The organism is Sinomonas sp. T428B (assembly GCF_056780155.1).
Genome location: NZ_JBRAZR010000001.1, coordinates 1 through 19,766, shown reverse-complemented (window position 1 = coordinate 19,766; position 19,766 = coordinate 1). Strand labels below are relative to the sequence as shown.

The 19,766-nt window shown below is 70.9% G+C and carries 17 protein-coding genes and 2 tRNA genes; 6 read left to right on the top strand and 13 right to left on the bottom strand.

Annotated features, from left to right (window positions below):
• Positions 1-153 precede the first annotated feature (153 nt).
• Together ACUYMY_RS00095 and ACUYMY_RS00090 are read left to right on the top strand one after the other, a co-directional pair.
• Positions 154-516 carry an ArsR/SmtB family transcription factor gene (locus ACUYMY_RS00095; RefSeq protein ID WP_481701610.1) on the top strand — a complete coding sequence of 121 codons (363 nt, stop codon included), beginning with the start codon at positions 154-156 and terminating at the stop codon, positions 514-516.
• Entirely contained in the window at positions 513-1,031 is a 519-nt protein-coding gene (locus tag ACUYMY_RS00090; RefSeq protein WP_481701609.1) for an SRPBCC family protein, read from the top strand. The genes ACUYMY_RS00095 and ACUYMY_RS00090 overlap by 4 nt, the downstream gene beginning before the upstream one ends.
• A 421-nt stretch (positions 1,032-1,452) precedes the next feature.
• Here the strand turns inward: ACUYMY_RS00090 and ACUYMY_RS00085 are convergent, their stop codons facing one another.
• Entirely contained in the window at positions 1,453-2,325 is an 873-nt protein-coding gene (locus ACUYMY_RS00085; protein ID WP_481701608.1) for a rhomboid family intramembrane serine protease, read from the bottom strand.
• A gap of 43 nt (positions 2,326-2,368) precedes the next feature.
• Complete coding sequence (locus tag ACUYMY_RS00080) at positions 2,369-2,914, bottom strand: peptidylprolyl isomerase (RefSeq protein WP_481701607.1); 546 nt, start codon at positions 2,912-2,914, stop codon at positions 2,369-2,371.
• 164 nt (positions 2,915-3,078) lie between these two features.
• Between ACUYMY_RS00080 and ACUYMY_RS00075 the strand changes: the two genes are divergently transcribed.
• The 4 genes from ACUYMY_RS00075 to ACUYMY_RS00060 all read left to right on the top strand — a co-directional run bounded on the left by ACUYMY_RS00075 (position 3,079) and on the right by ACUYMY_RS00060 (position 7,639).
• A complete protein-coding gene (locus tag ACUYMY_RS00075) occupies positions 3,079-4,272 on the top strand; it encodes a hypothetical protein (RefSeq protein WP_481701606.1) in 1,194 nt (397 codons plus the stop codon).
• A gap of 114 nt (positions 4,273-4,386) precedes the next feature.
• On the top strand, positions 4,387-5,253 hold the full coding sequence (locus ACUYMY_RS00070; protein WP_481701605.1) for a glycosyltransferase family 2 protein: 867 nt from the start codon (positions 4,387-4,389) through the stop codon (positions 5,251-5,253).
• Between the two features lie 26 nt (positions 5,254-5,279).
• Positions 5,280-5,654, top strand: coding sequence for a putative immunity protein (locus ACUYMY_RS00065; RefSeq protein ID WP_481701604.1), 375 nt, complete (start codon positions 5,280-5,282; stop codon positions 5,652-5,654).
• 80 nt (positions 5,655-5,734) lie between these two features.
• Positions 5,735-7,639, top strand: coding sequence for a glycoside hydrolase family 84 protein (locus ACUYMY_RS00060; protein WP_481701603.1), 1,905 nt, complete (start codon positions 5,735-5,737; stop codon positions 7,637-7,639).
• A gap of 88 nt (positions 7,640-7,727) precedes the next feature.
• Here the strand turns inward: ACUYMY_RS00060 and ACUYMY_RS00055 are convergent.
• From ACUYMY_RS00055 to dnaA, 11 genes are all read right to left on the bottom strand, one after another.
• Positions 7,728-7,800, bottom strand: a tRNA-Ala gene (locus tag ACUYMY_RS00055).
• A gap of 24 nt (positions 7,801-7,824) precedes the next feature.
• Complete coding sequence (locus ACUYMY_RS00050) at positions 7,825-7,944, bottom strand: DLW-39 family protein (RefSeq protein WP_481701602.1); 120 nt, start codon at positions 7,942-7,944, stop codon at positions 7,825-7,827.
• Between the two features lie 30 nt (positions 7,945-7,974).
• Positions 7,975-8,048, bottom strand: a tRNA-Ile gene (locus tag ACUYMY_RS00045).
• A gap of 77 nt (positions 8,049-8,125) precedes the next feature.
• A complete protein-coding gene (locus ACUYMY_RS00040; protein WP_481701601.1) occupies positions 8,126-8,740 on the bottom strand; it encodes a DUF3566 domain-containing protein in 615 nt (204 codons plus the stop codon).
• On the bottom strand, positions 8,737-11,412 hold the full coding sequence (gene gyrA / locus ACUYMY_RS00035; RefSeq protein ID WP_481701600.1) for a DNA gyrase subunit A: 2,676 nt from the start codon (positions 11,410-11,412) through the stop codon (positions 8,737-8,739). The genes ACUYMY_RS00040 and gyrA overlap by 4 nt, the downstream gene beginning before the upstream one ends.
• Before the next feature lie 43 nt (positions 11,413-11,455).
• The gene (gyrB, locus tag ACUYMY_RS00030) at positions 11,456-13,510 is read right to left on the bottom strand and encodes a DNA topoisomerase (ATP-hydrolyzing) subunit B (protein WP_481704916.1); all 2,055 of its coding nucleotides are present in this window, start codon (positions 13,508-13,510) and stop codon (positions 11,456-11,458) included.
• A 296-nt stretch (positions 13,511-13,806) separates the two neighbouring features.
• Positions 13,807-14,415: a DciA family protein gene (locus ACUYMY_RS00025; protein ID WP_481701599.1), complete on the bottom strand. Its 609-nt coding sequence runs from the start codon at positions 14,413-14,415 to the stop codon at positions 13,807-13,809.
• 1 nt (position 14,416) lies between these two features.
• Positions 14,417-15,712 carry a DNA replication/repair protein RecF gene (recF, locus tag ACUYMY_RS00020; RefSeq protein WP_481701598.1) on the bottom strand — a complete coding sequence of 432 codons (1,296 nt, stop codon included), beginning with the start codon at positions 15,710-15,712 and terminating at the stop codon, positions 14,417-14,419.
• 17 nt (positions 15,713-15,729) lie between these two features.
• Positions 15,730-16,614 (bottom strand): phosphogluconate dehydrogenase (NAD(+)-dependent, decarboxylating), encoded by an 885-nt coding sequence (gene gnd / locus ACUYMY_RS00015; RefSeq protein ID WP_481701597.1) that lies wholly within the window; start codon positions 16,612-16,614, stop codon positions 15,730-15,732.
• 57 nt (positions 16,615-16,671) lie between these two features.
• Positions 16,672-17,796 (bottom strand): DNA polymerase III subunit beta, encoded by a 1,125-nt coding sequence (gene dnaN / locus ACUYMY_RS00010; protein WP_481701596.1) that lies wholly within the window; start codon positions 17,794-17,796, stop codon positions 16,672-16,674.
• A gap of 557 nt (positions 17,797-18,353) precedes the next feature.
• On the bottom strand, positions 18,354-19,766 hold a 1,413-nt coding region (gene dnaA / locus ACUYMY_RS00005), incomplete at its 5' end, for a chromosomal replication initiator protein DnaA (protein ID WP_481701595.1).

Genomic DNA, 19,766 nt, shown 5'->3' with positions numbered 1-19,766 from the left:
GAACTACACGCCTGTAAGTTACGCACACTGTGGACAGGGCCTGTGGAAAAGATCCCTTGACTCCACAGGGCCGCCCTCCTACTGTGGAGATATTCAACATGTCTGTTGATAAAGCTGTGAGTTGAGAATGCCTCTGGAGGCGGGGGAGGGGACGTGGCCGCGAGAGCATCCGCGCCGGCGCGGGAGGCCGAGGACCGACTGAATCGGGCCTTCTCTGCCCTCTCCGACCCCCTGCGCCGGCAGCTGCTGGCCCGCCTCGCCCAGGGGGGCGCGACCGTGAACGAGCTCGCGGAGCCGTTCCCGGTCACCCTGCAGGCGGTGTCGCGGCACCTCAAGGTGCTCGAGGACGCCGGCCTCATCACGCGCAGCCGCGACGGACAGCGCCGCCCCTGCCATCTCGTCCCCGAAGCCTTCGGCCCCCTGGCCGTATGGATCGACGCCTACCGGGAGCGCACCGAGGAGAAGTACCGGCGCCTCGACGCGCTCCTGGCCTCAGACACAGGAGAGCAGCCATGACCACCCACACCAGCAAGACCGGCACGGAGAGCACGACCAGCAGGACCGTCGAGATCGTCGCCGAGCCCGGCATGCCGTACATCGACATGGCCCGCGAGTTCGACGCGCCCCGCGAGCGGGTGTTCCGTGCGCACTGCGACCCGGAGATCTTCGCCAAGTGGATCGGACCCGAGCGGCTCGAGACCAGGATCGACCACATGGAGGCCCGGACGGGCGGTTCCTACCGGTTCGTCCAGCGCGAGGGCGGGAACGAGTACGCTTTCCGCGGGTCCTTCCACGAGGTGGTCGAGCCGAGCCGCGTCGTCATGACGTTCGAGTTCGAGGGCGCCCCCGGGCAGGTGGAGCTCGACACGAGCACGTTCATCGCCCTCCCCGACGGGCGGTGCCGCCTCGAGATCCACTCGACCTACGAGTCGGTGGCCGCCCGCGACGCCATGCTGCAGTCCGGCATGGAGACCGGCGTCGACGAGGGCTACCGGCAGCTCGACGCGCTCCTGGCCTCCGGCGAGGCGTAGCCCGTCCTGGCGGCCACGCCTGTCCACAGCCGTCCACAGGCGGCGGGGAGAGGTTATCCACAGGCGGGGGGCCGAGCCGCGGGTACGGTCACACGCTGGAGGGTGGGGGGCCGGCGTCGCCCGCGTCAGCGCTGGGGATACGCCTTGGTAACTACAGCCCTGTAAGTTGTACACACTGTGGACAATCCCTGTGGAGAACGACAGCCACGAGGTGGAGAACCGCAGGGGCGGCGTGGACAACTCGGGGGACAACGCCGAGATGGGGGTGTAGCACGCCGAGATGGGGGAGTGGGTACCCCGAGATCGGGGGTCAGGGAACTCGCGACAGCAAGACGTGACCCTGCAATGCAGGGACGTGACCCCGCAACGTTGAGACGTGACCCCGCAACGCAGGAAGGTGACCCCGGAAGGTAGGGGCGGGCTAGAGGCCCAGGCCGCCCGGGCCGATGCCCAGCGCGGAGACGCGCAGCAGGGTCGCGACGGCCAGGAGGACGGCGACGGCGGCCATCCCCCCGTACTGGACGAGCGAGCGGTACCGCCCCCGCGGAGCGTAGGCGATGGCGGCGGTGGCAAGGGCGCCCGTGACGAGCCCGCCGAGGTGGGCCTGCCACGCGATCTGGGGGACGACGAAGCCCAGCACCGCGTTGATCGCGATGAGGACCAGGAGCTGCCGCGAGTCGCCGCCGCGCTGGCGCATGACGACGAACATCGCGCCGAAGAGGCCGAAGACGGCCCCCGAGGCGCCGACGACGCCGCCGAGGTTGGGCGGCGTGAGGAGGAAGTAGCCGACGGAGCCGCCGACGGCCGAGAGCAGGTACACGGCGAGGAAGCGGGCGCGCCCGAGCAGCGGCTCGAGCGCCTGCCCGAAGATCCACAGCGTGTACATGTTCACAAGGATGTGGAGGATGAACGACTGCGCGTGCAGGAACGCGGCCGTGAGCATCCGGTAGGGCTCGATGCCGGTCAGGAGGGTCGCATACGCGTACTCCTGGTAGACGAACGAGTTCGGCACGGCCCACTGCAGCACGTACACGATGGCGCACGCGGCGATGAGCAGGAACGTCATCAGCGGCCGCCTGCCCGGCCGCGCGACGGCGCCGTACGCCGTCTTCGGGGCCGGGCCGGCGAGCTCGCGGACGCAGTCCACGCACTGGAAGCCGACGGGGGCCGGCCGCTGGCACTCGGGGCACGCCGGCCTGCCGCACCGCTGGCACCTCACATAGGAGACGCGGTCCGGGTGGCGCGGGCAGACCGGTACCGCCTCGGGGCCGGCCGCCGGGCTTCCAAAGCTCACGTGCTGAATGTCCCTGCCGTCTGTGGGGAGTGTGGGATGAGGGTCAGAGCTGCTCGACGTCGATCGAGGAGATGACGACATCCTCGACGGGACGGTCCTGCATGCCGGTGCGGACGCCCTCGATCTCGTCGACGACCTTCTTCGACGCGTCATCGGCGACCTCGCCGAAGATGGTGTGCTTGCCGAACAGCCAGCTCGTGTCGACCGTGGTGATGAAGAACTGCGAGCCGTTGGTGCCCTTGCCGCCCTGGATGCCGGCGTTGGCCATGGCGAGCTTGTAGGGCTCCTTGAACGTCAGCTCGGGGTGGATCTCGTCGTCGAAGCGGTAGCCGGGGCCTCCGATGCCCTTGCCGAGCGGGTCGCCGCCCTGGATCATGAAGTCCTTGATGATGCGGTGGAAGATCGTGCCGTTGTAGAGCGGGGTGCCGGTCTTGTCCTCGCCGCTCTCCGGGTGCGTCCACGCCTGCTCGCCGGTCGCGAGGCCCACGAAGTTCTTGACCGTCTTCGGGGCGTGGTTGCCGAAGAGGTTGACCACGATGTCGCCGTGGTTGGTGTGGATGGTTGCCTTGGCAGTTGCGATTGCGCTCATGGGCGCCATTCTTCCACGGCCGTCTGAGCCCTTCCCGGGGAGGCCCGCGGTTCCGCGCTGGGTGAAATCGGGTAAGAGGTGCGTGTCGGAGCTCCTTTTGCCGTAGCCCCGGCGGCGCCCCACACGTAGGCTGGCGTTGGTTCAGGGAGAATCCGGAGGTAGCCGTGAAGAAACCACTCGAGAAGAGCTTGAACACGACCGAGTCCGTCGCGCGTGAAGTCGCCAGGGAGATCGAGCACGGCGTCGCCGTCGGCGTCGAGAATGCGAGGGAATGGGCGCAACCCCGGGTCGATGCCGCGGTCGGCTGGGCGGTGCCGCGCCTGCAGCACAGCCTCGACACGGCCTCGCCGAAGATCCAGGAGGGGCTCAAGAGCGCCGCGCACAACCTCGCCGAGGGAGTCGCGACCGTGACGCCGAAGATCCAGGACGGGCTCGCCCATCTGGCGCCGCGCATCACGGACGCCGTGGACAGCACCACGCCGCGCCTGCACCACGCCGTCGATGTGGCGGCGCCGGCCATCAAGGACGCGGCGGACCAGTACATCCCGCGCATCTCGGAGGGCATCGCGCACGCGGCCGAGTCCGTCAACCGCGGCCTCGCGCACGCGCCTGCCCGGATCGACGACGTCGCGCAGCGGCTCGCCGATTCGGGTCTCGTCCACCGGGCCGACGCCGCGGCGAAGGACGCCGTCGTGGCCGCCCAGCAGGCGGTGCGATCGGCGGCGGACGAGCTCGCGCGCCCCAAGCGGAAGCGGGGCCGCGGACTCCTCATCTTCGGCGTGATCGCCGCCGCCGTCGCCGCGGGCGTCGCGGCATGGAGGGCGGCCAAGCCGGTTGAGGACCCGTGGAAGGTCCCGTCCCCGGTCACGCCGACTGATGCGCCCACCGGTGCGGCCCCCGCCTCCGGTGCCGCCACGCCGTCGTCCGTCCCCGCCTCGAGCGCCGCCGGTGCCGCGGGCGCCGCCAGCGCCGCGGCCGCGACGGGCACTGGTGCCCTCGACAGGGAGGTCGCCGCCGAGGAGGCGTCGACCGAGTCGACCGCCGCCGCCCAGGCCGAGGCAGAGGCGGCGTTCGACGCCGGCCAGGCGGCCGTGCTCGAGGACGCCCCCGCGCGCGCCGCCGAGGGCGAGGGCGAGGACTCGGCGCTCGTCGACGAGTCCGCCGCGGCCGCGGGCGCGAACCTCGAGGCCGAGCCGCAGGCCGCCGACGCCGTCCTGCCCGATGTCTCCGAGTCCACGCCCGCCGAGGAAGGCACGGACGCGGAGGGCAAGCACGTGGCCACGGACCCGTCCGAGGCCATGCGCAACATCGCCTCCGCCACCCGCCGCGAGAACGGCGAGGAGACGCCCGGCGCCTGACGCCGGCCGAGATGGAGCAGGCTGAGGCCCCGCCCGAGGGCGGGGCCTCAGCCGTGTCCGCTCCCGCCGGCGGACCCGCTGCCGCGGTCGGACGCCTTTGCTAGATTTGTCGTGATGCCTGACGACCCCGCCTCCGAGCCCACGACGAGCGCGCCCCTGCCGAGCGTCTCGATCGTCATTCCGGCGTACAACGAGGAGAGCGTCATCCGCCAGTGCGTCACGGCGGCCATCTACCAGTCCGTCCCCGCGCACGAGATCATCGTCGTCGACAACCTGTCCAAGGACTCGACCGCGCAGATCGTGCGCCAGCTCGCGCAGGAGTACCCGGAGTCACCGATCAAGCTCCTGTCCCAGGACCGCGAGCAGGGCCTCATCCCGACCCGCAACTTCGGGCTCGACTCGGCCACGGGGGACGTGATCGGCCGCATCGACGCGGACTCGCTCCTCGAGCCCGACTGGGTCGAGGAGGTCCAGCGCGCGTTCACGGACCCGACCGTCCAGGCCACCACGGGTCCGGTCGTGTACTACGACATGCCCATGCGCCGCTTCGGGCTCAAGGCGGACGACAAGGTCCGCCAGCTCCTGCTCAAGCTCTCCCGGCACCAGTACCACTTCCTCTTCGGCTCGAACATGGCGATCCGCCGCACGGCGTGGGAGACGATCCGCGACTCGACGTGCCGGGACGAGAAGGACGAGATGCACGAGGACATCGACCTGTCCCTGCACCTGGCCGAGCACGAGCTGCGCATCCAGTACTGCCCGGAGATGGTCTCGGGGATGTCCGCGCGCCGGCTCGAGGACTCGCCCAAGGACTACCGCTATTACGTCCAGCGCTTCGACCGGACGTACAAGGCGCACAACATCCGCAAGATCGCGCTCAAGGCCCCCATGGCCGTGGTCTTCTCGGTGTACTATCCGGCCAAGCTCCTGCGCGCGATCCACTCGGCGAACCAGCCGCCGGTCAAGCGCGGCGGAGTGTAGCCGGGCGCGAACTTAGGAGGCCGACCATGGCGAGCGGGCAGCAGAGCGAGGCCGAGCACCACGCGCTCGCGCTGTGGGCGGCCGAGTGCGCGGAACGGGTCCTGCCGCTGTTCGAGCGGGAGAGGCACGACGACGTCCGGCCCCGCCGCGCGATCGAGGCAGCCCGCGCGTGGATCCGCGGCGAGATCGAGGTGCCGCTCGCGCGCGCCGCGTCACTCGCGGCGCACGACGCCTCGAAGGAGGCGGTCTCGCCCGCCGCCCGGGCGGCGGCGCGGGCCGCCGAGCATGCCGCCGCGACGGCGCACGTCGCGGAGCACGCCCGCCGCGCGGCGTCCTATGCGGACCGCGCCGAGCGGGAGGCGGGCGACGCCGGGCCCGCCGCAGGCTCCGCCACCGGCTGAGCGGCGCGTGCCTGGCCTCACGCGCCCACGCTCATCGCGGCCCGATGGGCAGAATCCCCCAGCTGTGGTTGGCTGATGCTGTGGAGTCCCCGCGACCCTTCCCCGTCGACGCGGGTCCGGCCCTGCACCCCGCGCCGCAGCGCATCAGCCGGGAGGGCCGTGCTGTGGACCTGTCTGGCTGCGTGGTGCTGGTCGAAGGCGCGGATGCCGATCCGGTGGCGCAGGCGGCCCTCGAGGCACTGCTGGGCGAGGTCGCCCGCGAGGTCGTCCCGTCGTCGTCTGTGCCCGCGAGCGGCGGCGGCCCCGGAGCGGTGGTCTGCCTGGGCCCGCACCCGGGCGCGGGCGGCGCACTCGAATCGGCCCTCACCGGTCTTCGCCCGGCGGCCGACGGCGGCTTCCGGGCCGAGGCGCTCGGCCGCCCGGAGGGCTACGTCATCGCCACGGGGACGCTCTCGGGATGGCCGACGGCGGTCCTCGCCGGGGCCGACGCGCGCGGCCAGTTCTTCGCGGTCCAGTCGCTGCGCCGCCTCCTCGACGGGGCGCGGCTCGGGCCGGTGAGCGTCGCGGACTGGCCCCTCATGGGCACGCGCGGCGTCGTCGAGGGCTTCTACGGCCTCCCGTGGCCGCCCGAGGCACGGGCTGCGGTCCTCGACGCCATGGGCCGGGCCAAGATGAACTCCTACATCTACTCGCCGAAGGACGAACCCTACGCCCGGGGCCGCTGGCGCGAGCCCTACCCCGAGGACGGCCTCGCGGAGCTCCGCGGACTGCTCGCCGCGGCCGGGCGGAACCACATCGACCTCTGCTACGCGCTCTCGCCGGGCCTGGACATCTGCTACTCCGCCGGCGCCGACCTCGACGCCGCGCTGCGGAAGCTCCGCCCCCTCTACGAACTCGGGATCCGCTCGTTCGTGGTCCCCTTCGACGACATCAGCGGCAGACTCTCCTGCCTCCAGGACCGCGCCAGGTTCAGGTACCGGGGCCGGGCATCCCTCGGGAAGGCCCAGGCCTGGTACCTCAACCGGCTCCGGGACAGGCTCGAGGCGGAGTTCCCGGGTCTCGAGCCGCTGCAGATGGTGCCCACGCACTACAGCGGCTCAGGGACCGACCGCTACAAGGCCCAGCTCGGGAAATACCTCCATCCGGGGGTCCTGGTCCTGTGGACGGGGGAGGAGGTCATCTCGCACAGGATCACAGCCGGCCAGGCCGAGCGGGCGCGGGCCGCCTACGGGAGCGCTGGGCGGCCGCGCACCCTCGTGGTGTGGGACAACTTCCCGGTCAATGACTGGTCCCCCGACCACCTCTTCCTCGCCCCCGCCGATGGGCGCGCGCCGGACCTCCACGAGCACCTGGCCGGCATGCTCTCGAACCCCATGACCCAGCCCTACGCGTCGCTGCCGGGCCTTGCGACCTACGCGGACATGCTCTGGAACGGGCCCGCGTACCGGCCCAGCGAGTCGCTCTGGGCGGCCCTCAGGGATCTCGCTGGCGGGGACATGGAGGCCCTCGCGGCCCTCGCCGCCTTCACGGACCTCAACCAGAACTGGCAGCCGGATGAGCGTTCGCACCCGGCCCCCGAGCTCTCCCGCGACGTCGAGGCATTCTGGGCCGCCTACAGGTTGGCGCGGCCCCTCCCCTCTGGACTCCCCGAGCGGGCGGCGCTCCTGCGGCGGCTGCCCGAGCTACTGCCGCGGCTCCTCGAGCCCGGATACGCCACCGACGTCGCGGCCTGGTCCGCGGCAGCCTCCCGCTACGGGGAGGCCCTCGCCGCGGCCATCCGCATGCTCGGGGCGACGCGGGACGGCAACGCGACGCGCGCGCGGGGCGCCCGGGCGGCCCTCCTCGAGGCCCGTCACGCGGCCGAAGCGCGCACTCAGCCGACCTTCAGGCTTGGCACCGTAGTCCCTGTGACGGGCGATGGGGTCGTGCAGGAGTTCCTCGAAGAGGCACTCGGCGAATTCGACCGGTCCGGGATGGCGGCCTGATCCCAGCGGGCCTGATCCCAGCGTCCCACAGGGGCCGGGCCCGGACAGCAGAACACCCCCGGCCGGACGGCCGGGGGTGTTCTCTCGGTGGAGGCAAGGGGACTCGAACCCCTAACCCCCTGCTTGCAAAGCAGGTGCGCTACCAATTGCGCCATGCCCCCGAGGGGCGGGCCCTGCGGTCCCGGCTACTCGACGTTGTCGGTCGAGCCGCTCCAGACCTTCTTCTGGGCCTCGGACTCCTTCGCCTTCCGAAACAGGAAAGCGCCCGCGACAGCAGCGACTGCCAAGGCAATCAGCTTCTTCACGGGCACCTCCGTACGGAAAGCAGGATTCCGTGGGCGTACCAGGACTTGAACCTGGGACCTCTTCGTTATCAGCGAAGCGCTCTAACCGCCTGAGCTATACGCCCCCGTTGGCCTGAGGTACTTGCCCTCGGACCGAGATATGACTGTACAGCACACCCCGGCCCGCGGCCAAATCCGTCCCTCAGTCGTCGGTGAGGGTCACCCCGATGCCGCCCACGAGTGTCGCGGCGATGTTGTAGAGGACCGCCGTGAGCATCGCGAGGGCCGTGAGCAGGACGACGTTCACGACGGCGATGATCGTCGCGAACGAGGCGACCTGGCCGAGCGAGGCGACCTTCTTGAGGTCGAACCCGCCGCCCTCGCTGCCGGCCACCTCGCCGAGGAGGCCGTTGACGCGGTCGAAGATGCCCGTGACGTCGAGGACGGTCCACAGCACGATCGACGCGACGACGGTGACGATGCCGAGCGCGACCGAGAGCAGGAACGCCATCTTCAGGACGCTCCACGGGTCGACCTTGCTCACGAGCAGGCGCGCGCGGCGCTGCTTCGCCTTGGGCGCCGGGCGCACGAGGCCGGCCTGGCCCGGGCGGGGCGGGGCCTGGCCGGGGCGCTGGGGGCCGGCGGCGCGCTGCGCCGCGGCCGCTGCCGGGGTGAGGGGGCGCTCGGCGGGGCGCTGGCCGGGGGAGTAGCCCGGGGCGTTCGACGGCGGGCCGGCCGGCCGCTGCGGGGGGCGCGACGGGGGCGCCGCCTGCGGGTAGCCGCCGCCAGCCGACGGCGAGTTCTCGGGCGTGCTCACTCGTTACCTCCGGGGGTCTGGTCTCGGTCTCCAGCCAACGTTACGGCATCGGGGTCCTGGTCAGGCACCGGCGTTTCACCGTCCGGACGCGCGTCGGCGGCGTCGATCGCCTCGCTGGCACCGCTGTCCTCGGCGTGTCCTTCGCCTGGATCCTCTTCGCCGAGCGTGCGCTCGGTGTTCTTCGCGACGGCGATGATGCGGTCGCCCTTGTCCGGCTTGGCGAAGATGACGCCCATCGTGTCGCGGCCCTTCGCGGGGACCCCGGCCACGGCGGAGCGGACGACCTTGCCGCCCTCCATGACGACGAGGACCTCGTCCTCCTCCTGGACGATGAGCGCGCCGACGAGGTGGCCGCGCTCCTCCTGGTACTTGCCGACCTTGATGCCGAGGCCGCCGCGGCCCTGGATGCGGTACTCCTCGACCGAGGTCCGCTTCGCGAAGCCGCCCTCGGTGACGATGAAGACATAGGAGCCCTCGGTGACGACGTCGGCGGCGAGCAGCTCGTCGTCGTCCCTGAACTTCATGCCGGTCACGCCGGAGGTCGCGCGGCCCATGGGGCGCAGCGCGTCGTCGTCGGCGCGGAAGCGCACCGACTGGCCGTGCCGCGAGACGAGCAGGAGGTCGTCCTCCTCGCTCACGAGCTGGGCCGAGACGAGCTCGTCGCCCTCGCGCAGGTTGATCGCGATGACGCCGGCGGAGCGGTTCGTGTCGTAGTCCTCGAGCCGGGTCTTCTTCACGAGGCCGCCCTTGGTCGCGAGCACGAGATACGGGGCCTGCTCGTAGTCGCGCAGGTCGAGGACCTGGGCGATGCGCTCGTCGGGCTGGAACGCGAGCAGGTTCGCCACGTGCTGGCCCTTCGAGTCGCGCCCGCCCTCGGCGAGCTCGTACGCCTTGGCCCGGTACACGCGGCCCAGGTTCGTGAAGAAGAGGAGCCAGTGGTGCGTCGTCGTGACGAAGAAGTGCTCGACGACGTCGTCCCCGCGCAGCTGCGCGCCACGCACGCCCTTGCCGCCGCGTACCTGCTGGCGGTACTGGTCGGAGCGGGTCCGCTTGACGTAGCCGCCGCGCGTGATGGTGACGACCATCTCCTCCTCGGGGATGAGGTCCTCGACGCTCATGTCCCCGTCGAAGCCGCGCAGGATCTGTGTGCGGCGGTCGTCGCCATGCTTGTCGACGATCCCGGCGAGCTCCTCGGAGATGATCTGCCGCTGGCGCACCGGGTCGGCGAGGATCGCGTTGTACTCCGTGATCATCGCCTCGAGCTCGTCGTTGCGGTCCTGGATCTTCTGCCGCTCGAGGGCAGCGAGGCGGCGCAGCTGCATGTCCAGGATCGCGCGGGCCTGCACCTCGTCGATCTCGAGCAGGGACATGAGCCCGTCGCGGGCCTCGTCCACGGTGGGCGAGCGGCGGATGAGGGCGATGACCTCGTCGAGCATGTCGAGGGCCTTGAGCAGGCCGCGGAGGATGTGGATCTCCTCCTCGGCCTTGCGCAGCCGGAACCGCGTGCGGCGCACGACGACGTCGATCTGGTGCGTGACCCAGTGGCGCACGAACGCATCGAGCGAGAGGGTGCGGGGCACGCCGTCGACGATCGCGAGCATGTTCGCCGCGAAGTTCTCCTGCAGCTGCGTGTGCTTGTACAGGTTGTTGAGCACGACCTTCGCGACGGCGTCGCGCCGGAGCACGATCACGAGGCGCTGGCCCGTGCGGCCCGAGGTCTCGTCGCGCAGGTCCGCGATGCCCGAGATCTTGCCGTCCTTGACGAGCTCGGCGATCTTGACCGCGAGGTTGTCCGGGTTCGCCTGGTAGGGCAGCTCCGTGACGACGAGGCACGTGCGGCCCTGGATCTCCTCGACGTTGACCACGGCGCGCATCGTGATCGAGCCGCGGCCCGTCCGATAGGCCTCCTCGATGCCCTTGTGGCCTAGGATCGTCGCGCCCGTGGGGAAGTCCGGGCCCTTGATGCGGGTCAGGAGCGCCTCGAGGAGCTCCTCGCGGCTCGCCTCGGGGTTCTCGAGGTACCACTGGACGCCGTCGGCCACCTCGCGCAGGTTGTGCGGCGGGATGTTGGTGGCCATGCCGACGGCGATGCCCGAGGAGCCGTTGACGAGCAGGTTCGGGAAGCGGGCCGGCAGGATCGTCGGCTCCTGGTTCTTCCCGTCGTAGTTGTCCTGGAAGTCGACGGTCTCCTCGTCGATGTCCCGGACCATCTCCATGGCCAGCTGGGCCATCTTGGTCTCGGTGTACCGGGGTGCCGCGGCGCCGTCGTTGCCCGGGGAGCCGAAGTTCCCCTGGCCGAGGGCGAGCGGGTACCGCATGACCCAGTCCTGGATGAGGCGCACGAGGGCGTCGTAGATCGCCATGTCGCCGTGCGGGTGGTACGTGCCCATGACGTCGCCGACGACGCGCGCGCACTTGTTGAACGCGCGGTCGGGGCGGTAGCCGCCGTCGTACATCGCGTACAGGACGCGGCGGTGCACGGGCTTGAGGCCGTCGCGCACGTCCGGCAGGGCGCGGCCGACGATGACGGCCATCGCGTAGTCGAGGTACGACCGCTGCATCTCCGTCTGCAGGTCGACCTGCTCGACGCGGTCGATCACGGTGCCTTCGGCGAGGAAGGCAGCGCCCTCGGCGTCCGGGGTCCCGGGGATCTCGGGAGTCTCGTCGCTCACAGATTCTCTCCTTGCTTTGCTCGGGCAGCTTTCGGGCCCGGGCTCAGATGTCCAGGAACCGGACGTCCTTGGCGTTCTGCTGGATGAAGTGGCGGCGGGACTCGACGTCGTCGCCCATCAGGACGGAGAACGTCTGGTCCGCGGCCGCGGCGTCCTCCATCGTCACCTGCAGCAGCGTGCGCCGGTCCGGGTCCATCGTGGTGTCCCACAGCTCGGTGTAGTCCATCTCGCCGAGGCCCTTGTAGCGCTGGATGCCGTTCTCCTTCGGCAGGCGCTGGCCCTTGGCGACGCCGGCCCGGATCGTCTCGTCCCGCTCACGGTCGCTGAACACGTAGTCGTGCGCGTGGTTGGACCACTTGATGCGGTACAGCGGCGGCTGGGCGAGGTACACGTAGCCGTGCTCGATGAGCGGGCGCATGTACCGGAACAGCAGGGTCATGAGGAGGGTCGTGATGTGCTGGCCGTCGACGTCGGCGTCGGCCATGAGCACGATCTTGTGGTACCTCAGCTTGGCGATGTCGAAGTCCTCGCCTATGCCCGTGCCGAACGCGGTGATCATCGACTGGATCTCGGCGTTGCCGAGCGCCTTGTCCAGGCGCGCGCGCTCGACGTTGAGGATCTTGCCGCGCAGCGGCAGGATCGCCTGCGTCTCGGGGTTGCGGCCGCGCTTGGCCGAGCCGCCGGCCGAGTCGCCCTCCACGAGGTAGACCTCGCAGCGCGAGGGGTCCTTGCTCGAGCAGTCGGAGAGCTTCCCGGGCATCCCGAAGGACTCGAGCGGGCTCTTGCGGCGCGCGTTGTCGCGGGCCTTGCGCGCGGCCATGCGGGCCTGCGAGGCCTGGATCGCCTTGCGGATCACGTCCCGCGCCGGGCCGGGGTTGCGCTCGAGCCAGTCGCCGAGCTGGTCGGTGACGACGCGCTGGACGAAGCCCTTGACCTCCGAGTTGCCGAGCTTGGTCTTGGTCTGGCCCTCGAACTGGGGCTCGGCGAGCTTGACGCTGATGACGGCGGTGAGGCCCTCGCGGATGTCGTCGCCCGTGAGGTTGTCCTCCTTGTCCTTGAGGATCGCCTTCTCGCGCGCGTAGCGGTTGATGAGCGTCGTCATCGCGGCGCGGAAGCCCTCCTCGTGGGTCCCGCCCTCGTGCGTGTTGATCGTGTTGGCGTAGGTGTGGACGCTCTCGGAGTACGCCGTGGTCCACTGCAGCGCCATCTCGACCGAGATCTTGCGGTCCGCGTCCTCGCTCTCGAAGGCGATGACGTCCTCGTGGACGACCTCGGTCTTCTTCGAGGAGTTGAGGTGCTTGACGTAGTCGAGCAGGCCGTCGTCGTACTTGTAGTCGACGACGCGGCGGTGCGACGCGGCGTCGTCCGCGGCCTCGGCCGCAGGCTCGTCGCCCGCGAGCTCGGTCTCCTCCTCCTCGCCGCGGCGCTCGTCGGCGAGCGTGATGCGCAGGCCCTTGTTGAGGAAGGCCATCTGCTGGAAGCGCGCGCGCAGGGTCTCGAAGTCGAACTCGATGGTGTCGAAGATCGCCGGGTCCGGGTAGAAGGTCTGGGTCGTGCCGGTCTCCTCGGTGGCCTCCCCTCGCTCGAGCTCGCCCACGGGCTTGCCGCCGTCGCGGAACGACATGCGCCACGCGTACCCCTGGCGGCGGACCTCGGTGTCGACGCGCGTCGAGAGCGCGTTCACCACGGAGATGCCGACGCCGTGCAGGCCGCCCGAGACGGCGTACCCGCCGCCGCCGAACTTGCCGCCGGCGTGCAGGATCGTCATGACGACCTCGACCGTCGGCTTGCCCTCGGTGGGGTGGATGTCGACGGGGATGCCGCGGCCGTTGTCCTCGACGCGCACGCCGCCGTCGTCCTGGAGGGTCACCTGGATGTGGTCGCAGTAGCCGGCGAGGGCCTCGTCGACCGAGTTGTCGACCACCTCGTAGACAAGGTGGTGCAGGCCGCGGGGTCCCGTGGACCCGATGTACATGCCGGGGCGCTTGCGGACGGCTTCGAGGCCCTCGAGCACGGTGATGCTGCTGGCCCCGTATTCCTTCGGTCCCGACGTGCGGGCCCCGTCGTGGTCGGCACCGTGCTCACCGGTCGGGTTCAGTGCACTCTCGTCAGCCACAGGCGGTCTCGACCCCTCTTCAGTTCGGATGGCTTAACGGGTCAATTCTACCGGCTGCCGCGCGCCGGACCGGACAGCGCCGCCCCGCATGCCTCTGGGAGGGGCGGAAACGGCTCGCAGCGACACGAAACGGGCGCCGCCCAAGGGGCAGTGTGCCTGAGGGGTCGCTGAGCGCCCCACGCGCCGTCCTCGCCTCGGCCCCACCGACCCGGGGGTCGCCTCCCCACGATCCGGGGTCACCTCCCAACGATGCGGGGTCACCTCCCAAGGATGCGGGGTCACCCGTAGGTGTCGCGGGGGCCGCGGCCTCGCACGTGCCGGGCGCCCTTGCGCCAGCTCGGGGCCGCGGGGCCGAGCACGTGGAGCGAGGTGACGACGCCGTCGCCCAGCTCGCGCCGGAAGCGGTCGAGGAGCGCCGTGCTCAGGAGCCGCAGCTGCGTGGCCCAGGCGGTCGAATCGCAGCGGACCCGCAGCACAGTGCCCTCGAAGCTCTCCGGTGTGCAGTGAGCGGCGATGTCCTCGCCCACGAGCTCGCGCCAGCGGGACATGACCGAGCCGACCGCCACGGGGGAGGACCAGCCGCGCTCGGCGACCATGCGGCTCACGACGCTCCCGAGCCCGAGCGGGTCCCGCCCGCTGTAGCCCTCGATGGGACGGGCGCGGCGCGGCGGCGCGGGGGCGTTCGGGTCGCGCACGAGGGGCCCGGTCGCACGCACGCGCACCTCGCCGCGGGCCTGGGCCGCGTCCCGGGCGCGGTTGAGGGCCGCGCGGGCGGCGTCGATCTCGTCCTGGGGCCCCGGGACGGAGGGCCCGGGGGCGGAGGATTCAGGCACCGAGTCCGCCGGCGCGTCCCGGCGGGGTGCGTGGGGGTCTGGCTCGCCCGCCATGTCAGGCACTGTCCCCGGGGACGAGGGGGGCGAGCGCGCCGGGGATGACGCGCACGCGCCGGCCCGAGAGCTCGGCGGGGACGTCCTCGTCGACCGCGGCCGTGACGAGCACCTGCTCCGCCTTGGCCACGATGGCGGCCAGCCGGGCCCGCCGCGCGGCGTCGAGCTCGGCGAAGACATCGTCGAGGATGAGGATCGGCTCGTCGCCGGCCACGGCCGAGTCGTCGATCATGACGTAGTACGCGGCCAGGCGCAGGGCGAGGGCGAAGGACCAGGTCTCGCCGTGCGAGGCGAAGCCCTTCGCCGGCGCCTCCCCGAGGGTCAGCTCGAGCTCGTCCCGGTGCGGGCCCACGAGGGTGAGCCCGCGCTCGAGCTCGCGCGGACGGGCCTGGGCCAGGGCGGCGAGGAACCGCTCGGAGATCTCGGCCACTCCGAGCCCGGCCAGCCCGGCCAGCCCGGGGGCAGCGTCGCCGTCGCGCACGACGGCGGGGGAACCGCCGCCGTCGGGGACGTCACCGCCGTCGTCGGCCGCCGGGAAGTCCTCGCCGTCGGACTCCGGGACCGCGCCCTCGACGCTCGAGCGGTACACCGCCCCGGCGACCTTCGAGCCGTCAGTGAGCTGGGCGTATGCGGCGTCGAGGTGCGGGACAAGCCGGTCGACGAGCCCGAGCCGGGCGTGCAGGAGCCGCGCGCCGGCCTGGGCGAGGTGCGCATCCCACACGTCGAGGGTCGTCTCGACGGTGGCCCCGCCCGGATCCGGCGCCGAGGAACGGCGCGAGAACCGTGCCGCGCGGGCGCTCTTGAGCAGCGCGTTGCGCTGCTTGAGCACGCGCTCGTAGTCGGCGCGGGTCCCGGCGTGGTGCGGGAGGAGCACGGTGAGCAGCTCGTCGAGGAAGCGGCGGCGCGCGGACGGGTCGCCCTTGACGAGCGCGAGGTCCTCGGGCGCGAAGAGGACCGTGCGGGCGATGCCGAGGAGGTCGCGCGCCCGGACCGGGTTCCCGCGGTTGATCCGGGCCCGGTTCGCCCGGCCGGGGGTGACCTCGAGCTCGAGCAGGGAGCGCTGCGTGCCGCGCACGAACGACGCCCGGACGAGCGCGCGCTCCGCGCCGAAGCGCACGAGCGGCGCGTCAGAGCTCACGCGGTGCGAGCTCAGGGTCGAGAGCAGCCCGAGCGCCTCGACGAGGTTGGTCTTGCCCACGCCGTTGGGCCCGACGAGCACGGTGGTTCCGGGCGAGAGCGCGAGGTCCAGCTGCTCGTAGCTGCGGAAGTCCGTGAGGGAGAGGCGGTCGACGTACACCGGGCGGAGCTGGGGGGCTACTTGGCCGGCCGCGTCGCGTGGCCGCCGAACTGGTGGCGCAGCGCGGAGACCATCTTCATGGCGGGGGAGGAGTCCTCGCGGGACTCGAAGCGGGCGAAGAGCGCGGCCGTGATCGCGGGGGCGGGGATCGCGTTCGCGATCGCCTCCTCGACGGTCCAGCGGCCCTCGCCCGAGTCCTCGACGTAGTCGTCGATGTTCGCAAGGCCCGGGTCCTCCTCGAGGGCCTTGACCAGGAGGTCCAGGAGCCACGAGCGCACCACGGTGCCCTTCTGCCACGCGCGGAACGTGCCCGGGAGGTCGGTGATGATGTCCTTCGCGGCGAGCAGCTGGTAGCCCTCGGCGTAGGACTGCATGAGCCCGTACTCGATCCCGTTGTGGACCATCTTGGCGTAGTGGCCCGCACCGGTCGCGCCGACATGGACGAAGCTGTCCGCCCGCTCGCCTTCGGGGCGGAGAACGTCGAAGAGCGGCATGGCGCGCTCAACGTCGGCCGCGTCGCCGCCGGCCATGAGCCCGTAGCCGTTCGTCAGGCCCCACACGCCGCCGGAGACGCCGCAGTCGACGAAGCGGATGCCCTTCGCCTCGAGCTGGGCCGCGTGCCGCTGGTCCTCGGTGAAGCGGGAGTTGCCGCCGTCGATCACGAGGTCACCGGCGGAGAGCTTCTCGCCGAGCTCGCCGATGACCCGGTCCGTGATCTCGCCGGCGGGCACCATGACCCACACGGTCCGCGGCGTGGGCAGCGCGGCGATGAGCTCGTCGACCGAGGCCACGTCCGTGACGTCCGGATTGCGGTCGTAGCCGGTGACCTCGATGCCGCCCCGCCGCAGGCGCTCGCGCATGTTGAAGCCCATCTTGCCGAGGCCGATCAGTCCGATGTGCACGTGGAAGGCTCCGTTCTCGGTTCTCAGGACAGCCCCGGGCTGCGTGGCGCGGTGGGATCAGTTGGGGAGGCGCACCGGCATGACGAGGTAGCGGTAGTCGACCTCGTCGTCGCCGTCGAGCTCGCGCTGGGCCGTGATCATGGCCGGCTTGGGCGCGCTCGTGAACGAGAAGCGCACGAAGGGGGTCTCGATCACGCTCAGGCCCTCGATGAGGTAGTGCGGGTTGAACGCGACCGTGATCTCCTCGCCGGTGAGCTTGGCCTCGAGCTCCTCGGACGCCTGGGCGTCCTCGCCCGTGCCGGCGTCGAGGGCCACGAGCCCGTCGGTGAACGCGAGCCTGACCGGGGTGTTGCGCTCAGCCACGAGGGACACGCGGCGCACGGCCTCGACGAGCTCCTGGGTCGCGACGACCGCGTGGATCGGCGTCGACTCGGGGAACAGCGAGCGGATCTTGGGGTAGTCGCCGTCGACGAGGAGCGACGTCGTCGTCCGGCCCCCGCTCTCGAAGCCGATGAGGTGGCTCTCGTCCTCGGCGAGGGCCAGGTTGAGGCTGCCCGCGCCGCCGAGGGTCTTGGCGACCTCGTTGAGCGTCTTGGCCTTGACCAGCGCGGCGGTCGAGGTGCTCGGGTTGGCGGGGGACCAGGGGAGCTCGCGCATCGCGAGGCGATAGCGGTCGGTGGCGAGGAGCGTGATGAGGTCCTTCTCGATCTCCATCCGGACGCCGGTGAGGATCGGGAGCGTGTCGTCCTTGCTCGCGGCGATGATCACCTGGGCGACGGCCTTCGAGAAGGCGTCCCCGGAGACCGCGCCGGTGATCGGCGGCAGCTGGGGGAGGGCCGGGTACTCGCCCTCGGGCATGGTCGCGAGGTGGAACGAGCTGCGGCGGCACGTGAGCGTGACCTTGGTTCCGTCGGTCTCGACGTCGACTGGCGCGGCGGGCAGGCTGCGGCAGATGTCCGCGAGGAGGCGGCCGGAGACGAGGATCGTGCCCTCCTGGATGATCTCCGCCGGAATCTCGAGGCGCGCCGAGGTCTCGTAGTCGAAGCTCGAGAGGCTCACGACGCCGTCGTGCGCCTTGAGCAGGAGGCCCGCGAGGACGGGGACGGGCGGCCGCGGCGAGAGCGAGCGGGCCGCCCAGCTGACGGCCTCGGTGAGGACATCCCGTTCGACTCGGAACTTCACGGAGGTGGTCCGCCTTTCATCGCAGTCTTCTCAGGCGCCGAGGGGCGCGGGTGTAGTCCGCGGTCCGGGGTCACGGGGAATGCCAGGAATTGCAGGAAGGAGTCCCCGGAACGCTGACCACAGCTTAGCCCCATGTGCCGATGCGAGTTCAACGGCTGGCTCTGGGCTGGGGACGGGCCTGAGTCGGCGGACGACGGCGCCTGGCTGGCTCGCGGCGTGGCCCGGAGGGTGACTGTTATCCGGGGATCTTCGGATTCTTGTAGTTCGTGGTGTTAATAACTGTTGTGGAAACTGTGGAAAACGGCGTCATTGCCAGCGCTGGCGCGGCGGCCGGGTGTTCACGCCGTGTTGATCGGCTGCGGACGAGCAGGGGCCACGCTGTGGAGGGCCGGATTCCTGTCATTCGAGGTCTCCACAGCGGCGGAGGGGGTTTTAAGCCCATGGAAGGCCGATGTGCACTTAACCGTCCACAGGGTTGTCCACAGCTGCCTGTTAATAAGGTGCGCGTGCGGGGGATTCCTGTCATCCGTCCCCTGCATCGACAGGCCTGTTGAGGCTCAGGCGCCCCGCTGGGCCTGCTTGATCTTGTTGGTCAGCTCCGTGACCTGGTTGTAGATCGCGCGGCGCTCGGCCATGAGCTCGCGGATCTTGCGGTCCGCGTGGATCACGGTCGTGTGGTCCCGCCCGCCCAGGACCTGGCCGATCTTCGGCAGGGACATGTCGGTCAGCTCCCGGCAGAGGTACATGGCGATCTGGCGCGCCGTCACGAGCGTGCGAGTGCGGGACTTGCTGTTGAGCTCCTCGACGGTGAGCTTGAAGTAGGCCGCGGTCTCCGCGAGGATCTGCTCCGCCGTGATCTCGAGCGCGGAGTCGTCCATGATGAGGTCCTTGAGGACCATCTCGGCGAGGGCCACGTCGACCGGCTGCTTGTTGAGGCTCGCGAAGGCGGTGACGCGGATGAGCGCGCCCTCGAGCTCGCGGATGTTGGCCGAGATGCGCGAGGCGATGTACTCGAGCGCGTCGTCCGGCGCGGAGAGCCCGTCGCTGTTGGCCTTCTTGCGCAGGATCGCGATGCGGGTCTCGAGCTCCGGCGGCTGGATGTCCGTCAGGAGGCCCCACTCGAAGCGGGACTTCATGCGGTCCTCGAAGCCGTGGAGCATCTTGGGCGGCTGGTCCGAGGTGATGACGACCTGCTTGTTGCTGTTGTGCAGGGCGTTGAACGTGTGGAAGAACTCCTCCTGGGTCGCGTTGCGGCCCGCGAGGAACTGGATGTCGTCGATGAGGAGCAGGTCCACGTTGCGGTACGTGGTCTTGAAGCTCGTGCCCTCGTCGTCGCGGATGGAGTTGATGAAGTCGTTCGTGAACTCCTCCGAGTTCACGTAGCGGACACGGATGCCGTTGTAGAGCCGGCGGGCGTAGTGGCCGATCGCGTGCAGCAGGTGGGTCTTGCCGAGACCCGAGTCGCCGTAGATGAACAGCGGGTTGTACGCCTTGGCCGGGGCCTCGGCCACCGCGACGGCGGCCGCGTGGGCGAACCGGTTGGAGGCACCGATCACGAACGTGTCGAATACGTACTTGGGGTTCAGCCGGCTGACCTCCTGCGAGGTGCTCGGCGGCGTCGGCGCCGGGCGCAGCTCGTCGCGGATCTCCGGCCGCTTGACGGGCTCGAAGGTCTCCTCCCGCACGGGCACGAGGTCGGTGTCGACGTCGATCGCGCAGCGGATGTCCTCCGAGAAGACCGAGCGCAGCGCGTCGTCGAGCGCGGGCTTGATCTGGCCCTGGAGCACCTCGCGGGTCAGCTCGTTGGGGACGGCGACGAGCAGGGTCGAGCCGATGAGGCCCTGGGCCTGGGCGAGCGAGACGAAGCCGCGCTGGCGGGGCGAGACGCGCTCGTCTTCCTCGAGGAGTCGGACGACACGGCGCCACGAACTGCCAAGCGTGTTGGCCTCGTTGGCTTCCTCAGTGCCCAT

Coding starts and splice junctions, on each gene's coding strand:
- ACUYMY_RS00090 (WP_481701609.1), top strand. CDS start 513: ATGACCACCCACACCAGCAAGACCGGCACGGAGAGCACGACCAGCAGG.
- ACUYMY_RS00080 (WP_481701607.1), bottom strand. CDS start 2,914: ATGAGCGCAATCGCAACTGCCAAGGCAACCATCCACACCAACCACGGC.
- ACUYMY_RS00070 (WP_481701605.1), top strand. CDS start 4,387: ATGCCTGACGACCCCGCCTCCGAGCCCACGACGAGCGCGCCCCTGCCG.
- ACUYMY_RS00065 (WP_481701604.1), top strand. CDS start 5,280: ATGGCGAGCGGGCAGCAGAGCGAGGCCGAGCACCACGCGCTCGCGCTG.
- ACUYMY_RS00025 (WP_481701599.1), bottom strand. CDS start 14,415: ATGGCGGGCGAGCCAGACCCCCACGCACCCCGCCGGGACGCGCCGGCG.